At 59.1% G+C, this 17,531-nt stretch carries 19 protein-coding genes; 8 read left to right on the plus strand and 11 right to left on the minus strand.

Going from position 1 to position 17,531, the window contains the following annotated elements; all coding sequences use genetic code 11:
* Positions 1 to 45: 45 nt before the first annotated feature.
* The 4 genes from mtgA to Q0802_RS08735 are packed head-to-tail and all read left to right on the plus strand — an operon-like array spanning position 46 to position 4,645.
* Positions 46 to 774 carry a monofunctional biosynthetic peptidoglycan transglycosylase gene (mtgA, locus tag Q0802_RS08720; RefSeq protein WP_298916562.1) on the plus strand — a complete coding sequence of 243 codons (729 nt, stop codon included), beginning with the start codon at positions 46 to 48 and terminating at the stop codon, positions 772 to 774.
* 55 nt (positions 775 to 829) lie between these two features.
* Positions 830 to 1,495, plus strand: a complete 666-nt coding sequence (locus Q0802_RS08725; protein ID WP_298916563.1) for a glutathione S-transferase family protein — start codon at positions 830 to 832, stop codon at positions 1,493 to 1,495.
* Positions 1,496 to 1,534: 39 nt separating this feature from the next.
* Positions 1,535 to 2,581 (plus strand): tRNA epoxyqueuosine(34) reductase QueG, encoded by a 1,047-nt coding sequence (gene queG / locus Q0802_RS08730; RefSeq protein WP_298916565.1) that lies wholly within the window; start codon positions 1,535 to 1,537, stop codon positions 2,579 to 2,581.
* Positions 2,582 to 2,638: 57 nt separating this feature from the next.
* Positions 2,639 to 4,645: a hydantoinase/oxoprolinase family protein gene (locus Q0802_RS08735; RefSeq protein WP_298916568.1), complete on the plus strand. Its 2,007-nt coding sequence runs from the start codon at positions 2,639 to 2,641 to the stop codon at positions 4,643 to 4,645.
* Positions 4,646 to 4,665: 20 nt separating this feature from the next.
* Here the strand turns inward: Q0802_RS08735 and Q0802_RS08740 are convergent, their stop codons facing one another.
* The 3 genes from Q0802_RS08740 to msrB form a co-directional block, all read right to left on the minus strand.
* Positions 4,666 to 6,747 carry a PAS domain S-box protein gene (locus Q0802_RS08740; RefSeq protein WP_298916571.1) on the minus strand — a complete coding sequence of 694 codons (2,082 nt, stop codon included), beginning with the start codon at positions 6,745 to 6,747 and terminating at the stop codon, positions 4,666 to 4,668.
* Between the two features lie 107 nt (positions 6,748 to 6,854).
* On the minus strand, positions 6,855 to 7,376 hold the full coding sequence (gene msrA, locus Q0802_RS08745; RefSeq protein WP_298916573.1) for a peptide-methionine (S)-S-oxide reductase MsrA: 522 nt from the start codon (positions 7,374 to 7,376) through the stop codon (positions 6,855 to 6,857).
* Positions 7,373 to 7,822: a peptide-methionine (R)-S-oxide reductase MsrB gene (gene msrB / locus Q0802_RS08750; RefSeq protein ID WP_298916575.1), complete on the minus strand. Its 450-nt coding sequence runs from the start codon at positions 7,820 to 7,822 to the stop codon at positions 7,373 to 7,375. Before msrB ends, msrA begins: the two co-directional genes overlap by 4 nt.
* A 170-nt stretch (positions 7,823 to 7,992) precedes the next feature.
* On the opposite strand from msrB, the gene Q0802_RS08755 reads away from it, so the two are divergent.
* Positions 7,993 to 8,481: a glutathione peroxidase gene (locus Q0802_RS08755; RefSeq protein ID WP_298916830.1), complete on the plus strand. Its 489-nt coding sequence runs from the start codon at positions 7,993 to 7,995 to the stop codon at positions 8,479 to 8,481.
* 39 nt (positions 8,482 to 8,520) lie between these two features.
* Positions 8,521 to 9,150, plus strand: coding sequence for a class I SAM-dependent methyltransferase (locus Q0802_RS08760; RefSeq protein WP_298916577.1), 630 nt, complete (start codon positions 8,521 to 8,523; stop codon positions 9,148 to 9,150).
* Positions 9,151 to 9,160: 10 nt separating this feature from the next.
* Here Q0802_RS08760 and Q0802_RS08765 read toward each other — a convergent pair whose 3' ends face one another.
* From Q0802_RS08765 to Q0802_RS08780, 4 genes are all read right to left on the minus strand, one after another.
* Complete coding sequence (locus Q0802_RS08765) at positions 9,161 to 9,640, minus strand: hypothetical protein (protein ID WP_298916579.1); 480 nt, start codon at positions 9,638 to 9,640, stop codon at positions 9,161 to 9,163.
* 41 nt (positions 9,641 to 9,681) lie between these two features.
* The gene (locus Q0802_RS08770; RefSeq protein WP_298916581.1) at positions 9,682 to 9,990 is read right to left on the minus strand and encodes a helix-turn-helix domain-containing protein; all 309 of its coding nucleotides are present in this window, start codon (positions 9,988 to 9,990) and stop codon (positions 9,682 to 9,684) included.
* Positions 9,974 to 10,663, minus strand: a complete 690-nt coding sequence (locus tag Q0802_RS08775; protein ID WP_298916584.1) for an AraC family transcriptional regulator — start codon at positions 10,661 to 10,663, stop codon at positions 9,974 to 9,976. The genes Q0802_RS08770 and Q0802_RS08775 overlap by 17 nt, the downstream gene beginning before the upstream one ends.
* 77 nt (positions 10,664 to 10,740) lie before the next feature.
* Positions 10,741 to 11,610: a DMT family transporter gene (locus Q0802_RS08780; RefSeq protein ID WP_298916832.1), complete on the minus strand. Its 870-nt coding sequence runs from the start codon at positions 11,608 to 11,610 to the stop codon at positions 10,741 to 10,743.
* A 162-nt stretch (positions 11,611 to 11,772) separates the two neighbouring features.
* On the opposite strand from Q0802_RS08780, the gene Q0802_RS08785 reads away from it, so the two are divergent.
* Positions 11,773 to 12,366: an ATP-dependent Clp protease proteolytic subunit gene (locus Q0802_RS08785; RefSeq protein ID WP_298916587.1), complete on the plus strand. Its 594-nt coding sequence runs from the start codon at positions 11,773 to 11,775 to the stop codon at positions 12,364 to 12,366.
* A gap of 102 nt (positions 12,367 to 12,468) precedes the next feature.
* Here Q0802_RS08785 and Q0802_RS08790 read toward each other — a convergent pair whose 3' ends face one another.
* From Q0802_RS08790 to ade, 3 genes are all read right to left on the minus strand, one after another.
* Positions 12,469 to 12,756 carry an HU family DNA-binding protein gene (locus tag Q0802_RS08790; RefSeq protein WP_298916590.1) on the minus strand — a complete coding sequence of 96 codons (288 nt, stop codon included), beginning with the start codon at positions 12,754 to 12,756 and terminating at the stop codon, positions 12,469 to 12,471.
* A 140-nt stretch (positions 12,757 to 12,896) separates the two neighbouring features.
* Positions 12,897 to 14,360: an AMP nucleosidase gene (locus Q0802_RS08795; RefSeq protein ID WP_298916593.1), complete on the minus strand. Its 1,464-nt coding sequence runs from the start codon at positions 14,358 to 14,360 to the stop codon at positions 12,897 to 12,899.
* Complete coding sequence (ade, locus tag Q0802_RS08800; protein WP_298916595.1) at positions 14,357 to 16,159, minus strand: adenine deaminase; 1,803 nt, start codon at positions 16,157 to 16,159, stop codon at positions 14,357 to 14,359. Before ade ends, Q0802_RS08795 begins: the two co-directional genes overlap by 4 nt.
* Before the next feature lie 50 nt (positions 16,160 to 16,209).
* Here ade and Q0802_RS08805 point away from each other — a divergent pair, with 50 nt between their 5' ends.
* Positions 16,210 to 16,629, plus strand: coding sequence for a glyoxalase (locus Q0802_RS08805; protein WP_298916597.1), 420 nt, complete (start codon positions 16,210 to 16,212; stop codon positions 16,627 to 16,629).
* Here the strand turns inward: Q0802_RS08805 and Q0802_RS08810 are convergent.
* Positions 16,599 to 17,489 (minus strand): LysR substrate-binding domain-containing protein, encoded by an 891-nt coding sequence (locus Q0802_RS08810; protein WP_366523310.1) that lies wholly within the window; start codon positions 17,487 to 17,489, stop codon positions 16,599 to 16,601. The genes Q0802_RS08805 and Q0802_RS08810 overlap by 31 nt on opposite strands.
* Positions 17,490 to 17,531 lie beyond the last annotated feature (42 nt).

Here is a 17,531-nt window from a genome sequence, read left to right on the forward strand (position 1 = left end):
TCTATCACGGTTCACAAAACATCGCCACGCGCCTATAGCTGGCATATGGCAAAGAGCAGAAAGAAGACGGCAAAACCGCGCAAATCCACTGCCAAGCGTAAACCCTCCCCGGGCCGCTGGCTACGCTACTTGTGGCGGGCAATTTTTGGTGTTGCGATCGTGATTGTTGCTCTGATTGCTCTGGGTCGCGTGCTCAATCCGATCACCACGCCTTACATGTTCGCCGAATCGCGTCGCCTTGGCGGGATTGATCACAACTGGGTCGCCTTGACGGCCATCGCGCCTGCCATGGCGCGGTCCGCCGTCGCGGCTGAGGATGCAAATTTCTGCAACCACTGGGGGTTCGATCTGCCCGCGATCAAGGACGCCATCGCCGAAGGTGGCAACCGGGGCGCATCGACGATCAGCCAGCAAACCGTGAAAAACGTCTATCTCTGGCACGGGCGCAACTACACGCGCAAAGCGCTCGAGGCCTTGCTGACACCGGTGCTTGAGGCGCTCTGGCCCAAGGCACGCATCGTCGAGGTCTACCTCAACGTGGCGGAATTCGACGAAGGTGTCTTTGGCGTGAAGGCAGCGGCTCAGCATTACTTTGGGGTCAGCCCGGCGCAACTCTCTGATCTTCAGGCCGCGCGCCTTGCGGCCATCCTGCCCGACCCAAAGAGACGCTCGGCCAGCAAACCTACTGATTTCGTTCGTAAAAGAACCCGTGCGATCCTGTCCGGTGCGGCAACAATCAGCAAAGACGGCCGCTCCGCGTGTTTCGAGAGTTGAATCCACGCGCTGATGCAGGCATTGAAGAGCAACCACGCAAAATCCGGATGATCCCATGGCGCGACTGTTTCATGTCCCTCTCTCCCCTTTTTGCCGCAAGGTGCGCCTGAGCCTTGCGGAGAAGAAGATCGAGGTGGAACTGGTCGAGGAACGCTACTGGGAGGCGGATGCCGATTTTCTGCGACGCAACCCTGCGGCCAAGGTGCCGGTGCTGCGACTTGACGGGATCATGATGGCCGAAAGCACGGCAATCTGCGAATACATTGAAGAAACACGCCCCGATCCGGCCCTGATGCCCAAGGACCCGGTGGCCCGGCTGGAAGTGCGCCGTCTGGTAAGCTGGTTTGACGACAAGTTTCACAACGAGGTCACGTCCAAGCTGCTTTACGAGCGCGTGAACAAGAAAGTGACCGGGCAAGGCTATCCCGACAGCACCAACGTCAAGGCCGGTGCCAAGGCGATCAAATATCACCTCGATTACATGACATGGCTGCTCGATCACCGGCGCTGGCTGGCAGGCGACGTCATGACACTGGCGGATTTCGCCGCCGCCGCTCATCTCAGCGCGCTGGATTACATCTCGGACGTGGACTGGAACCGTTCCGACGTGGTCAAGGACTGGTACGCCAAGATCAAATCCCGGCCTGCGTTCCGGTCCATTCTGGCCGATCAGGTGTCGGGTTTCCCGCCGCCCAAGCACTACAATGATCTGGATTTCTGAGCCAGACCAGCGGGATCGCCACGCGACCCGTGCTGCGCCATGACCGATCTGAAACAGCGCCTGATCACCGAGGCCGATGCGGTGGGCTTTGTCGCCTGCAGGATTTGCAAACCCGACGCCCTGCCTGATCTGCCGGACCGGTTGAAGGATTTCATCACAGCTGGCTACCACGGCCAGATGGGGTGGATGGCGGAGCGGATGCATTGGCGCGGCAATCCTGCGGCCTTATGGCCGGAGGCGAAATCGGTGATCATGCTGGCCGAAAGCTACACGCCTGAACATGACCCGCTGGACATCCTGAACCATCCGGAACGCGGTGCTATTTCGGTCTATGCGCAGGGGCGCGATTACCACGATGTGGTGAAAAAACGTCTCAAACGGCTGGCGCGTTGGCTGCTGGACGAGGCTGGCAAGGATGAGCAGGTCAAGGTGTTCGTCGATACGGCCCCGGTGCCCGAAAAGGCGTTGGGGGCGGTTGCGGGGCTGGGCTGGCAGGGCAAACACACCAATCTGGTAAGTCGCGACTGGGGCAATTGGGCCTTTCTGGGCGCGATTTTCACAACGATTGATCTGGAGGCTGATGCGGCGGAAGTGGATCACTGCGGATCCTGCCGGGCCTGTCTGGATGTCTGCCCGACCGATGCGTTCCCCGCGCCTTACCGGCTGGATGCGCGGCGCTGCATTTCCTACCTGACCATTGAACATAAAGGACCGGTGCCGGAAAATCTGCGCCGTCAGATGGGCAACCGCATCTACGGTTGCGATGATTGCCTTGCGGTCTGCCCCTGGAACAAATTCGCCGTGGCCGCACGTGACATGCGGTTATCATCCCGCCCGGAACTGACCGCTCCGCATCTGGCAGAGCTTGCACAGCTGGATGACGCAGGGTTTCGCGCCCTGTTTTCCGGCTCACCCATCAAGCGGATCGGGCGCGACAGGTTCGTGCGCAATGTGCTTTATGCCATCGGTAATGCTGGTCAATCCGCGCTTGTCCCTGTTGCTGCCGAGCTGACCCGCGACCCTGACCCTACCGTGGCCGAAGCCGCCCGTTGGGCGGTGGCGCAATATGCCGATCAATGTTGCTAAAGTGCTGGCAAGAGCAGTGAAATCATTTACATCGCTCTGAGCGGTTGGAGAACGTGAATGGCTTTGGTTTTGGGCGTCGATACGGGCGGGACATATACGGACGCGGTGCTGATCCGCGACGAGACAGAGGTTATCGCGACGGCCAAATCCCTGACAACGCGGGCGGATCTCGCGATTGGCATTGGCAAGGCGGTCTCCTCGGTGCTGGAAGGATCCGGGTGTCAGGCGGCCGAGATTTCCATGGCCTCGCTGTCGACGACGCTGGCCACCAATGCCCTCGTCGAAGGACAGGGCGGGCGCGTCGGTCTGATCTACATCGGTTTCCGCGAAAGGGACCTTGCCGCCCATGGATTGCGTGACGCGCTGAATGGAGACCCCTATCTGGTCTGCGAAGGTGGGCATGATCATGCGGGAGCAGAGGCCAAGCCCCTGGACGAGGCGGCGATCACTGCATTTTTGAGCGCGCATCAGGGCGGCGTCAGCGGATTTGCCGTTGCGGCGCAATTTGCCACACGCAATCCGGCACATGAGCTGCGTGCAGCCGCTTTGGTAAGTGAGATCAGCGGTGTGCCGATATCATCGTCGCATCAGTTGTCTGCACGTTTGAACGGGCCGAAACGCGCCCTGACGGCCGTTCTCAATGCGCGGTTGATCGGGATGATCGACCGGCTGATCGGACGGGCCGAAGAACAACTGACCGCGCTTGGTGTCACAGCCCCGCTGATGGTGGTGCGCGGCGACGGCGCCCTGATTTCGGCGGAACAGGCGCGCGCGCGCCCCATCGAGACAATCCTGAGTGGCCCGGCCGCCTCCATCGTTGGCGCGCGGTGGCTGACCGGGGCGGATCGCGCGCTTGTCAGCGATATTGGGGGTACCACGACGGATATTGCGGTGTTGCAAAACGGCAAACCGACCATTGATCCGGCGGGCGCACAGGTCGGCCCGTACCGGACCATGGTTGAAGCGGTGAAGATGCGCACCACGGGATTGGGCGGCGACAGTGACGTTCGGGTTTTGGTTGAAGGATTGACCGGCGGTATTGAGCTTGGGCCTCGGCGCGTTGTGCCTATTTCTCTGCTCGCGACAGAAGCTGCGGATATGGTTCACTACACTCTGGATCTGCAGCTGCGCAACGCTGTGCCGGGCGATCATGACGCCCGGTTTGTGCGCGCCCTTTCCGGTCAGGCACACAAGGGTTTGGCCCCCCGAGAAGAAGTGTTGCTGGAGCGTATCGGTTCTGATGTGCACCCCCTTGGCGATATTCTGCGCGCGCGTATCGAAGGAAGCGCCCTTAATCGGCTAATTGAGCGCGGCATCGTGCAGATCGCCGGCATCACGCCATCGGATGCAAGCCATGTTCTGGGCAAAACCTCTGACTGGGATACCGTGGCTGCTGAAAAGGCGCTGCGCCTTATTGCACGCAAACGTACCGGGTCCGGGAATGTTTTGGCACCCAATGCAGATGTCATGGCGCAAATGATTGTAGACCAGCTTACCCAACAAACCGTTCTGGCGCTGCTGGAAACCGGCTTTGCGGAGGAAGCCGAAACTTTCGGAGGATCGCCAAAAGACCTTGCCCGACATGCGCTGATGCAACGCGGTCTGTCGCAACATCGAAATCTGTTGCGCGTCGATAGCGGGCTGAATGTGCCGGTTGTGGGCCTCGGTGCGTCAGCTCATAGCTATTATCCGGCCGTGGGACTTGCCGTGGGTGCGGAAGTGATCTTGCCGGAGCATGCCAATGTGGCCAATGCCATCGGAGCGGTTGTCGGACGGGTGACAATGCGGCGCAGCGGGACTGTGACCACGCCAGGTGAGGGCAAATACCGGGTCCATCTGGATGAAGGGCCACAGGATTTCACAACTCAGGATGACGCGATAGCTCTGTTGGAAAAGATCCTACGTTCGCAAACCAGGGATCAGGCGGTCGCCGCAGGCGCTGCCGACATCCAGATCACGGTCGAGAAAGAAGTGCGCACCGCAGGCGTCGAAGCCCGCGAGGTCTTTGTGGAAGCCGTGATCACCGTATCTGCAACAGGACGCCCGCGGGTTGCAGACGCCTGAATTCAGGGCGAGAGTACTGTTTATGACGCCAAACGAGCGGATGCCTCTGTCTCATCAATGTACCCGCTGCTGTCGATCTTGAAAGAAGAGGTAATCTGCCCGAGCGACGTGACCTCATTGGCCAGAAGCTGAGTGGCGGCATTTGTTTCTTCGAACATCGCGGCGTTCTTTTGGGTGACGTCATCGAGGCTGCCGATGGCAGACGTGATCTCACCCAACCCACTGGATTGTTCCGACGCTGCCGCGGCGATGTTACCAACCATATTTGCAAGATCTGCAACGAAATTTTCGATCTCCGATAGGGATTCCCCGGTTTTCGAGACCAAATCCACGCCCTCTTTCACCTGATCGACGGAGGTCGAAATCAGTTTGGCGATCTGCGTGGCGGCCTCCGAAGACCTGAGCGCCAGAGCGCGCACTTCCGACGCGACAACCGCAAACCCTCGACCGGCCTCACCGGCGCGTGCCGCTTCAACACCTGCATTGAGGGCAAGCAAATTTGTCTGAAATGCGATGTCGTCGATAACTTCAGTGATCTTTGATATCTCCGACGAACTCGATGAAATCGCATCCATGGCGTTACGCGCATCTGTCATCACACCAGAACCGGCGGAAGCACGCGTCTTGGTTTTATCAACCACATCGCGCGTGTTTTCGGCGATCTCGGCGGTTGATTTTACCGAAGCCGCCATTTGTGTAATCGCGGCAGCAGATTGCTCAAGGGAGGATGCCTGGCTTTCCGTTCGGCGACTCAACTCATCTGACGCGCTGGAGATTTCAGTCGTTCCCTCACTGATTTTCTGATTGCTTTGCAGCACGGCCTGAATGCTGGCTTTCAGATGATCCTGAGCATCGTTGAAATCGGCCTTCAGGGCTGCGTATTCTTCGGGGAACCGCTCGGTGATCGGTGTGCTGAGATCACCCTTGGCCAAACGCTTCATCGCCAGCTGAAGTTCCTCCACCACGCGCCGTCTCTCGGTGATGTCTTGAGCGTATTTGACCACCTTGTAAGGTTTCCCGTCCGGACCGAGGATTGGATTATAGGAAGCCACCAGCCAGATATCCCGGCCATCCTTGCGTTGCCGTTTAATTTCACCGGATATGATCTCGCCGGTTTTCAAACGCTCCCAATGGGCCGCATATTCCTCACCCTTGGCGTCCTCGTCACTGACAAAAATACGGTGATGTTTCCCCTTCACTTCATCGAGAGTATAGCCGACCGCATCCAGAAACAGCTGATTGGCAGCCAGAATTTCACCGTCGAGCTTGAATTCGATACAGGCCTGCACCCGGCTGATCGCGTCGACCTGTTCGTTGGATCGACGCCGTTGCGATACATCTGTTGCAAACTCCACAATTCCGGTCTGTCTGCCGTCGTTGTCCAGGATGGGTGCGTAGCTGCATTGCAGCCATTTCTGCTCACCTTCTTTGGTAAATCGTTCGTAGCGACCAGACAGAAACTGCCCGCCGGAAACGTCTGCCCAGAATTTCTTGTAGTCATCTGTCTTTGCAAATATCGGGTTGAGCAGCTTGCGATGGTTCTGCTGGATCAATTCGCCTTCGGAATATCCCAGAATGTTGAGGAAATTATCGTTCACCTCGACAATGGTACCATCGAGATCATAGACCACTTTGCCCTGTTCGCGTGAAAGTGCGTCCATTTGACTGAGCAGGCGGGCAGTCTCGGAAGAGGAAGCCTTGACGCTTTCAGTAATGTCGTGGGCGATTTTCATCACCTTGACCAACTTGCCGGTCCCGTCAGTGATCGGCAGATAGGTCGCAGAGAGCCAGATTTCACGTCCGTCCTTCGCGACTCTCTGGACGGTTTCGGCAGATGCCTCACCGGGCGCGACACTGACAATGAGCCCGGCACCCTGCGGATCGGGTGCGCCACCCGCTGCAAGAAATTTTGCATGAGGCTGGCCGACGATTTCATCTTTCGCATAGCCAAAAATATTGCAAAACAAAGGGTTAGCATCTAGCACGACACCTTGTGGGTCGAACCATGCGATGGCGTGGCTGTCATTCAGCGCCGCGAGGAGGATCGTGGTCTCATCAGAGGAATTTGACTTCTTTTTCTTCGAACCAAAAAAGGATGGCATGGGATTCTCCTGCTTCAACACCAGATGTGTTAAATAGAGACCCTTAAAATCGTCTTTATGCTGATAGGTTTCCCGCGCGAAAAAAAACGCGCGGGCAAAAAGTCTGGTTATTCCGCTGCTGCCACGCTGCCATCACGCTTGGGCAAAACCCAATCCGCGCGCGGGAAATGGCAAGTGTAGCCGTTGGGGATACGTTCGAGATAGTCCTGATGTTCGGGCTCGGCTTCCCAGAATGCGCCCACAGGCTCCACTTCGGTCACCACTTTGCCCGGCCAAAGGCCTGACGCTTCAACATCAGCGATGGTTTCGCGCGCGATTTGCTGCTGTTTTTCATCCACATAGTAAATGGCAGAGCGATAGCTGAGCCCTCTGTCATTGCCCTGCCGATTGGGCGTGGTCGGATCGTGGATCTGGAAAAACAACCCCAAAAGATCGCGGTAACTGAGTTGCGCGGGGTCAAAGATCACTTCGATCCCTTCGGCATGGGTGCCATGGTTGCGATAGGTTGCATGGGCCACATCGCCACCAGTATAGCCCACACGGGTCGAGATCACGCCGGGTTTCTTGCGGATCAGGTCCTGCATCCCCCAGAAGCACCCGCCCGCCAGCACTGCGCGTTGATGGCTCATGCGACGTCCTCCACCTGATCGAGATAGGCCCCGTAGCCTTCGGCCTCCATGTCGTTGCGGTGCACAAAGCGCAGGCTCGCGGAGTTGATACAATAGCGCAGCCCGCCGCGGTCGCGGGGACCATCGGGGAAGACATGGCCCAGGTGACTGTCCCCATGGGTTGAGCGGACCTCGGTGCGCACCATGCCCAGAGAGGCATCGCGCAATTCCGTGACATGCGCAGGCTCGATCGGTTTGGTGAAGCTTGGCCAGCCGCAGCCGGATTCGTATTTGTCAGCAGAGGCAAACAGCGGTTCGCCGGAGACGATGTCCACGTAGATGCCCGGCTCCTTATTGCCCAGCAGCTTGCCGGTACCCGGGCGTTCAGTGCCGTCCTGCTGTGTCACGCGGTACTCTTCCGGCGATAGTCTGGAAATCGCCTCCTTGGTTTTCTCATATGTGGGCATGGCATGCTCCTTTTGATCTTTGACTATATAAATGGGACAAAAACATCTGAATGGAAGAGGAAACTCTTGGGGGCCGCTTCACGTGTCTTTGATCGAAACCGACCTATATTGACAGACACGCGCTTGAGGAGCCTTTCATGAAACAGATCATCGCAGCCGTTTTCGGGATCATGGCCGCCACAGGCACCATCGCTGATATCTCGGATCATAGCTTTGCCTCCATTGATGGCGGCACTTTGAACACGGGCGATTGGTCCGGACGTCCTGTGCTGGTCGTGAACACTGCGTCACAATGCGGGTTCACCGGGCAATATGACGGGTTGCAGGCGCTCTATGACAAGTACAGAGAACGCGGGTTGGTCGTTCTGGCGGTGCCTTCGGATGATTTTCAACAGGAGCTGGGGAGTGCCGAAGAGGTCAAGGAGTTCTGCGAGATGAATTTCGGCCTCGATCTGCCGATGACAGATATTACCGGTGTCAAAGGCCCAACGGCCCATGCGTTTTACCGCGAGGTGGCAGCGGAGACCGGGTTCACCCCACGCTGGAATTTCAACAAGGTGCTGATCGGACCAAATGGTGACGTCGTGGGCACCTGGGGTGCAACCGTCAGACCGCAATCAGCCCGGATCACCCGCGAAATCGAGCAGTTGCTGCAATAACACCAATCTCAATGGTCAGGCACAGGAAGGATCGGGGCGATGCCAGAAAAGAAACATAGTCTCGACAATGCCTATGCGCTCGAAACGCCTGAGGACAACAAGGCGCTATATGCAGGCTGGGCAGAGACCTACGACCAGACATTCGCGGCAGAGATGGATTTCATCATGCCAGATCATGTGGCGCAGCTGTTCTGGGCGATGGGTGGGCGCGGGCCTGTTCTGGACGCGGGAGCTGGTACCGGGCTGGTGGCGGAAAAAATTCTCAAATCAGGAGATTGCATACTCGATGCTTTCGACCTTTCCGCCGAAATGCTCGCCGTGGCACGTGGCAAGAATATATACCGCCAGACCATCCAGGGCGATCTGACCGCAACGCTGCCCTTTGCCGATGGCAGCTACAACGCCGTGGTCAGTGCCGGAACCTTCACCCACGGGCATGTGGGGCCCGAAGCGCTGGATGAGCTGATACGGGTGGCGGGTCATGGGGCGCTCTTTGTGCTGACCATCAAAACCGAACATTACCGCGAACGGGGCTTTGCCGACAAATTCGAGTTCCTGTCAAATCGCATCGAGGGGTTTGAGACCTCCGACATGCCGATTTATGGGGCCGGGGCAAAAGGAGATCACGCGAAGGATCGTGGCCTGGTCACGGCTTTCAGAAAACGGTGACACCTTCGGATCAGGCGGTTTTGGCGGACCTGCGGGACCGGAGCGTGTCAACCGCAAGCGTGTCCTGTCGCCGAAACACGATCAGCAGCACGCAGGCTGCGAAGGTGATGATCGTCGGGTAGAACACATGCGAATTGAAGACAATGCGATCCACACCGCTGATGTACCACCGGTAAGGATCGATGATCGCCCACCAGACGCTGGCCGCCGTGAAGCCATGGATCAGCGCCTGAACCGGCAAGGCGAATTTGCGCCACAGGCCGATGACGCACAGCACGCCGATGATCACCTGAAAGCCGCCGAATGCAGTGCCCAGCAAGGCTCCCGTGGTTTCATCAATCTCGATATTGCGCCGCAGCGCAAAGGGTGTCGTGGCTTTGACAAGCTTGTTGAGCCCGACCCAGACCAGCAGGAAGCCCGTGCTCACCCGCAAGAATAGCAGGCCGAGCCGTTGTGCCCAAAGGGACGTGATGCCGTCATCGATACCCATCGGATCCTCCGCAGTGTTTGGTTTGGCCTAGGATTCTGACCCTAAACCCCGCCCTTCCAGACAAGCTTGGCGGTGCCGCCGTCAAGGCCCGGGCTGATGCCATAGGCCGCCCGATAGCTTTTGGAGAAATGTGAGAGCGATTTGAACCCGCAGGCAACACACACATCCGTTACCGAGAAATCGGTCTGGCGCAACAGATCGCGGGCTTTTTCGAGCCGCAGGCGCAGGTAGTGGCGTTTGGGCGAGATGCCTGCGTATTTGGCAAAGAGCCGTTCGAGCTGCCGGGTTGATACGCCGACGATCTGCGAAATCTCATCCGGGCTGAGCGGGTCTTCAATATTGTTGTCCATGATTTGCATGGCCATGGCGAGCTTGGCATTGCGTACCCGAGCGCGGCTGCAAGGCCATGCGCTGGGCATGATCTGGCAGGCGCGGATCGGTATAGACCATCTGGTCGGCCACCCATGTCGCAAGCTCGGTCCCGTAATCGGCCTTGATCCGCTCCAGCATCATGTCCATCGACGCGGCCCCACCCGCAGTGGTAAAAACCCGACCGTCGATGGAAAATATCGCGTCTTCCATGATCACATCCGGCAGGATTTCCGTCAGAGCCGCGCGATATTCCCAATGGGTTGTCACCCGTTTGCCCGCCACCAGACCGGCCAGTGCCAGCACATAGGTGCCGGAGGACAAAGCGCCGAAATCCATGCCGCGGCGCACCTCGCGGCGCAGCCAGTTGATCAGTTTTTTGCTGGCGCTGTTGCCGACGTCTTCGCCAGCGCAAATGACAATGGTTTCATCACGCGCCAACTCGGTCAGCGGGCCGTCCACCGCCGTTGTGACCCCGTTATAGGCGCGCACCGCCTCGCCGGTCTCGCTGAGCAGACGCCATCTGTAATAGGTCCGCCCGTCGGGATGACGGTTGGCAAGGCTGAGGGCTTCGAGGGCGCAGGCAAACCCCAGTTGCGAATAGCCGGGAACCAGAACGAAAGCATAGGATTGAGGTGTGTCTGGCGAGGTCATCTGGGCTTTGCATTTCTGGCCATGTTGGGTCTGATATGCAGGCTAGCCACAAAAATCCGGCGCTGGATAGCCGAAAATCACCGTTTGCTCTGCCGCGATAGCTGAACCGCCAGAATCCCCAGAGTGATGATGGCCACGCCCAATACGTCCTGCGCGCCCAATGCCTCGCCCAGCAGAAGGGCCGCAATGGCCACGCCAAAGAAAGGATTGAGGAAATGGAAGGTCGCTGCGCGTGTGGCCCCAATGCGGTTGACCAGCCAGAACCACACGAAGGTGGCCGCCAGCCCCGGTACGAGCGTGGTATAAAGGAAGGCGGCGGCAAGGGGCCAGCTGGGGGTCACCTGTGGTGTCTCGAAAACTGCGGTTGCGAGGGCAAGCGCCGCGCAGCCCACGAGCATCTGCAGACCCACGATCATCAGAAAATTACCCCCCGATGTCGCCCCTCGTACCGCGAGCGTTGCGATGGTCAGGGCGATCACACCGATCCCACAAAGCAGCAGGCCCATCAGATCGACACCTCCGGTGATGCGCGACCCCATGATCAATCCGACGCCAAGGGTCCCTGCAACCAGCCCGGCGGCCGCCAGGGGTTTGAGGCGTTCGCCCAGAAAGGCCCAGCCCGCCAGCGCCACGAGAAGCGGCATGGTCGAGGCGATAATGGCCGCGACGGAGGCCTGAATGGTCTGCATCGCCACGAAATTCAGCCCCAGATAGACGGCGTTTTGCAAGATGCCAAAGATGATCGTGGCGCGCCATTGCGCAGGTGTCAGATGCCACGACTGACCCAAAGCGCGGGCAATGGCGACACCCAGCAGCCCCGACACAAGGTAGCGCAGGGTCAGTGCCGCCAGCGGAGAGGCGTCGGCGACGATGATCCGCGCGGAGGTGAAGGCCGAAGACCACATCAGGGCAAAGGCAAGCCCAGCCAGAATCGCGCGAATATCCATGGGGGCCTTTCCGACGCCTTTGCCTGCCGGGGCGAACATTTCGCAATTCTCCAACGAGGGCAAGGTGCTGGCGGGGCGTTTTTATCAATGACCCGAGCGCGATGGACAATCCGGCCTGCCCCGCTACACTTCCCGCATAGGTTTAATTTGCGGAGAGACCCCATGTCCGAAAAGATGCTCGATGATACCAGCAAGCAGCCCGACAAATCCGGTGATGGCCGGATCGAGGCGCTGTTTTTCAAAAGCCGAAATGTGATCATCACCGGTGAGATCGATGACAAGCTCGCGCAGCGCACCGTGACCCACCTGCTGGCGCTGGCGGAGGAAAGCGACGATCCGATCAACGTCTATATCTCTTCGCCCGGTGGCCATGTGGAGAGCGGCGACATGGTGCATGACGTGATCAAATTCATCCGCCCCACCGTTCGCACCATCGGGTCCGGCTGGGTGGCCAGCGCGGGGGCGCTGATCTTTATCGGTGCGGCCCCGGAAAACCGGTACTGCCTGCCCAATACGCGGTTCCTGCTGCATCAACCACGCGGCGGGATTGGCGGGCAGGCCACCGACATGATGATCCAGGCCGAGCAGATCCGGATCATGACGGAACGGTTTTATGCGCTCTTTGCCGCAGCCACGGGTCAGACGCCGGAAAAGATCGCAGAGGACATCCGCCGCGATTTCTGGCTGACCACGCAGGAAGCCTTGGATTACGGGCTGGTAGGCAAGGTGATCTCGTCGATCAACGAACTGAGATAACGGTGGTACCAGGCGAGGGGCTACGATGTCCCTCGCTTGGACACCCCGCATAAAAAAGGGCCGCGACTCGCGCGACCCCCTGTAGTCAAGCGTGATTGGCGATTAGCCGTTCACGCTGTCTTTAAGCGCTTTGGCGATGGTCATCTTGACCACCTTGTCCGCGTCTTTTTTGAATTGCTCGCCGGTGGCAGGGTTACGCACCATGCGCTCAGGGCGTTCGCGGCAGTAGATTTTGCCGACGCCAGGCAGGGTAACGGCACCACCGCCTGAAACTTCACGTGTGATCAGGTTGCATACGGCTTCAAGGGCCGCACCTGCAGATTTCTTGTCCGCGCCCATCTCTTCGGCCAGTGCCGCGACGAGTTGCGTCTTTGTCATTGGTTTTGCCATGTTCTTATTCTCCTTCGCTGCCCGAACAGTTGGGCCTCATTTCCGAAATCTACCCGGATGTTGTGTATGAACACAACGATTAGTAGAGCAATGCAAGGAAAAACATGCAAAATTAACCTATTTTGTGGGGTTTTCGGGCGTCAGAGGAAGGCAGTCTCCTCAAAGGAGCGCAATTTCCGGCTATGGATACGTTCCAGCGGCATTGTGCGCAACCGTTCCATTGCGTGAATCCCGATCATCAAATGGCGCGCCACCTGTGTCTTATAGAAATCCGAGGCCATGCCCGGCAGCTTCAACTCACCGTGCAGCGGTTTGTCGGAGACGCATAACAGCGTGCCATAGGGCACCCGGAACCGGTAGCCATTGGCGGCGATCGTCGCACTTTCCATGTCCAGAGCGACAGCGCGCGATTGGCTGAGGCGTTGCACCGGGCCGGACTGGTCGCGCAACTCCCAGTTGCGGTTGTCGATGGTGGCCACCGTACCCGTGCGCATGATGCGCTTGAGCTCATAGCCTTCGAGTGCAGTCACCTGAGCTACGGCCTGTTCCAGCGCGATCTGGATTTCGGCCAGCGCCGGGATCGGCACCCAGACGGGCAGATCGTCGTCCAGCACGTGATCTTCGCGCAAATACGCATGGGCCAGCACGAAATCACCCAGTGCCTGCGAATTCCGCAGCCCGGCGCAATGTCCGACCATCAACCACGCATGGGGCCGCAGCACCGCGATGTGATCCGTGGCAGTTTTGGCATTCGAGGGGCCAACCCCGATGTTGACCAGCGTGATGCCCGACCCGTCAGCGCGCTTGAGGTGATAGGTGGGCATCTGCGGTGTCTTGATGGCGGCTGCAAGGGGCTGATCGCCACCCGTGATGGTGGCATTGTCTGTTGAGACAAATGCGGTATAGCCGGAGGATGGATCATCCAGTTGTTCGCGCGCATAGGCCTCGAATTCGGAGACATAGAACTGGTAGTTGGTGAAGAGCACATGGTTCTGGAAATGCACCGGATCGGTTGCGGTGTAATGCGCCAGACGGGCCAGCGAATAATCGACCCGTTGGGCGGTAAAGGGTGCCAGTGGCCCGATGCCATCGGGTGAGACATAGGTGCCGTTCACGATGTCATCATTGGTGGTGCTCAGATCCGGTACGTCAAAGATATCGCGCAAGGTAAATTCCGCGGCACCTTCCTGTGGCACCGTGATGCTGCTGTCGTTGGCAACAGCGAAGTGCACCGGGATCGGTGTGGTCGACGCCCCGATGCTGACCGGCTGGTCATGGTTTTCGATCAAAAGGCCAATCTGCTGCACCAGATAGTGCCGAAAGAGATCAGGCCGGGTGATGGTGGCGCGGAAGCTGCCGGGCGCGGAGACATGCCCGTAACTGAGGCGCGTATCGACTTGCGCGTAGCTTGATGTTTTGAACAGCACCTCGGGATAAAAGGCGCGAACACGAGACGCGGGCGCGCCTTCGGCCATAGCTTTGATGAAGTGTTTGCATAGGAATTCGGTGGCCTGATTGTAAAGCTCTTCAAGCCTTGCAACGGCAGCTTTTGCATCGCGGAATTCTTCTGTTTCGGGGACGTCTGGCGTCAGGATATCTGTCATGAAAGGGGCTCAATTACTGGAATGAATTCAAAGCTGCGCACATCGACCAATCCAAGATCAGAGATGCGCAGCTCGGGGATCACCACAAGGGCGAGCAGCGAGTGCTGCATGTAGGCATTGTTGAGGGAGCAGCCACAGTCGCGCATGGCCCGCATCATCTGGTCGGCTTTGGCGGCCACCTCCGTGGCGGGGCTGTCGGACATCAGGCCAGCGATGGGCAGTTCGACAAGGGCGAGCTCAATGCCGTCCTTGAAGATCACGATGCCGCCGCCAACCTCTCCCAGCCGGTTGGCCGCCATGGCCATGTGATCGGCATCTGTACCGACCACGATCATATGGTGGCTGTCGTGGGCCACGGTCGAGGCCATCGCCATGGGGCCGTCGTAGCCGAAACCGGACACAAAGGCGTTTGTGACCGACCCGGTGGCGCGGTGGCGCTCGACCAGGGCGATCTGGCAGACCTCGCCAGTGGCTTGTACCCGGCCTTCCGTCACCGGCAGTTCAAATTGCAGGGCTTTGGTGGGCGCCTGATTTTCGACCACACCGATGACGTTGGCCCGCACGGCATTCGCCCCGGTTGGCGCGGGAATGGCGAAATCATCCGCCGCAAGCATCTTGCCCATGCGCACGGTCTGCCGCGCGGTGTCAGGCCAATTGTAGTGCGGGCAATCGACAAGACAGGCGCCGTTTTCGGCCACGATCTGACCGCGCGCGATCACGGTTTCAATGGGCAGCGTTTTCAGGTCCGACGTCAGGATCACATCCGCGCGCCTGCCGGGCGTCAACGAGCCGATCTCGCGTTCCAGACCAAAATGCGTGGCGGTATTGATCGTGGCCATCTGCAACGCGACGATCGGGTCGCAGCCGCAGTCGATTGCATGGCGCACGACGCGGTTCATATGCCCGTCATTCACCAAAGTGCCGGAATGACTGTCATCGGTGCACAGGATCATGTTGCGTGGATCGAGGCCCTTTTCGGTGATTGCGGTGATCTGGGTTTCGACGTCATACCAGGCTGAGCCCAGTCGGATCATCGACCGCATCCCCTGCCGCATGCGCGCGATCGCGTCAGCCTGGCAGGTTCCTTCATGATCATCCGCCGGACCGCCCGCCACATAGCCCGCAAAGGCAGGCCCCAGATCGGGCGAGGCATAATGTCCGCCCACTGTTTTGCCTGCGTTCTGGGTGGCGGCGATTTCCGCCAGCATCTTCGGATCAGCGTTCGACACGCCGGGGAAATTCATCATCTCGCCCAATCCGATGATCCCCGGCCATTGCATGGCTTCTGCCACATCCTCTGCCGTAATCTCGAACCCTGTGGTCTCCATCCCCGGCGCGGACGGTGCGCAGGAGGGCATCTGGGTGAAGATATTCACCGGCTGCATCAGCGCCTCGTCATGCATCATGCGCACGCCTTCCAGACCCAGAACATTGGCGATCTCGTGCGGATCAGTGAACATCGACGTGGTCCCATGTGGGATCACGGCGCGCGCAAATTCCGCCGGGGTCAACATGCCGCTTTCGATATGCATATGCCCGTCGCATAGACCGGGGATCATGTAGCGGCCCTGTGCCTCGATGATCTGCGTCTCGGGGCCGGTGCAATGCGCAGCATCCGGCACAACGCAGGCAATACGCCCTGACGCCACGGCAATGTCGTAACCGGGCAGAATTTCGCGCGTATGGACATTGACCCACACACCGCCTTTTATCACGGTGTCAGCAGGGGTACGCCCGGTCGCCACCTCAATGAGCTGTGCTGCGGTATCGGGCCATGAAGGAAAAGGAGCATGCGTCATGTCCCTAGGTGCCACGGGATTTGGGGATGTTCAAGCGGGGAGCTGCATTGATGGACTATGAAACCGTATCCGCCGAGGATTTCGGCAAAAGCCTGCGCGGGATCGGTCTGAACCTGCTGGTGCGCGATGTCCGCGCCGCTTCTGCCTTTCTGCAAACGATATTCGACGTCGGGGTGCACCGTCTGAGCAATGATTTCGCCATCATCACCTATGGTGACGAGGTTTTTCAGCTGCACAGCGACGGCACCTACAGCGCCAATCCGCTGCTGAACATCCTGCCGGAGAACCCGCCGCGCGGTGCTGGCGTTGAAATCCGATTCTACGACACCGACCCCGACGAGGCGGTTGCCCGGGCGCATGCGCTGGGCGCGATGATCCTTCAAGAGGCGACGGACAAACCGCACGGGCTGCGCGAAGCCTATATCCTGTGTGACGATGGTTACGCCTGGGTGCCGAGCCGCCCCTTGTAGAACGTGGCCAGTTCTGCCTTCAGCCAGCTTGTGAAGGCTTCGGCTGCAGGCATCGCCTGAGCACGTGGGGCACGGATCAGATAGTAGGCTTCCTGCATTTCGGCGCGGTGCGCAAAAGGCGCGATCAGATGTCCGGCCTCCATCAGACCCGCGACAATGGCGTCGTGACCAAGCGCCATGCCGCCCCCCGTTATGGCCACTGAAAGTGGGACGGAATAGGTGGTTGCATAGGTGACCGGCGGGTCCGGCCAATCGAGCGATTGCTCCTCAGCCCAGACAGCCCAGGTGCCCATCATGTTGGAGCAATCGTAAAGCGGCTGGTCCGCCAGCGTTGCCAACGTGACGGGATAGCCCGGCGTGCAAACGGGGTAATAGTGGTCAGTCGCCAGAAGCTCTGCATGCACTTGATCCGACGGGCGCAGCGAGTAGCGGATTTCGACATCCGCCCCTTCGGCCATGTCCCGTGCTTCCCAAAGCTCGGTGGAGATGTTGATCTGCACCTCCGGATGTGCCTGCCGAAACCGTGCCAGCCGCGGGGCCAGCCATTGAATGGCAAAGGTGAGGTTGCACTGGATTTGCAACGCATCGCCTTCGTTGCGGGTCAGCGCGCGGGTGCCATGCGCTAGCGTGCGAAAAGCGTCCCGGACCACCGGCAGATAGCTGACCCCCGTTTGCGTGAGTTCCAAGGCCCGCGCCCGGCGGTGAAAGAGCGGTCGACCCAGAAAGCCTTCGAGCGATTTGATCTGCTGGCTCACAGCGCTTTGCGTCATGTTGAGATCGCGCGCGGCCCCGGTGAAACTTAGGTTCCGGGCGGAAGCTTCAAAGGCGCGGAGCCAGTTCAAAGGCGGTAAATCGGCCATCATAACCCATTCAGTAGCTTTACTTATGCGTGAGCTACGATT

The sequence above is a fragment of the uncultured Roseobacter sp. genome (genome assembly GCF_947495275.1).
Classification (GTDB): Bacteria; Pseudomonadota; Alphaproteobacteria; order Rhodobacterales; family Rhodobacteraceae; genus Roseobacter.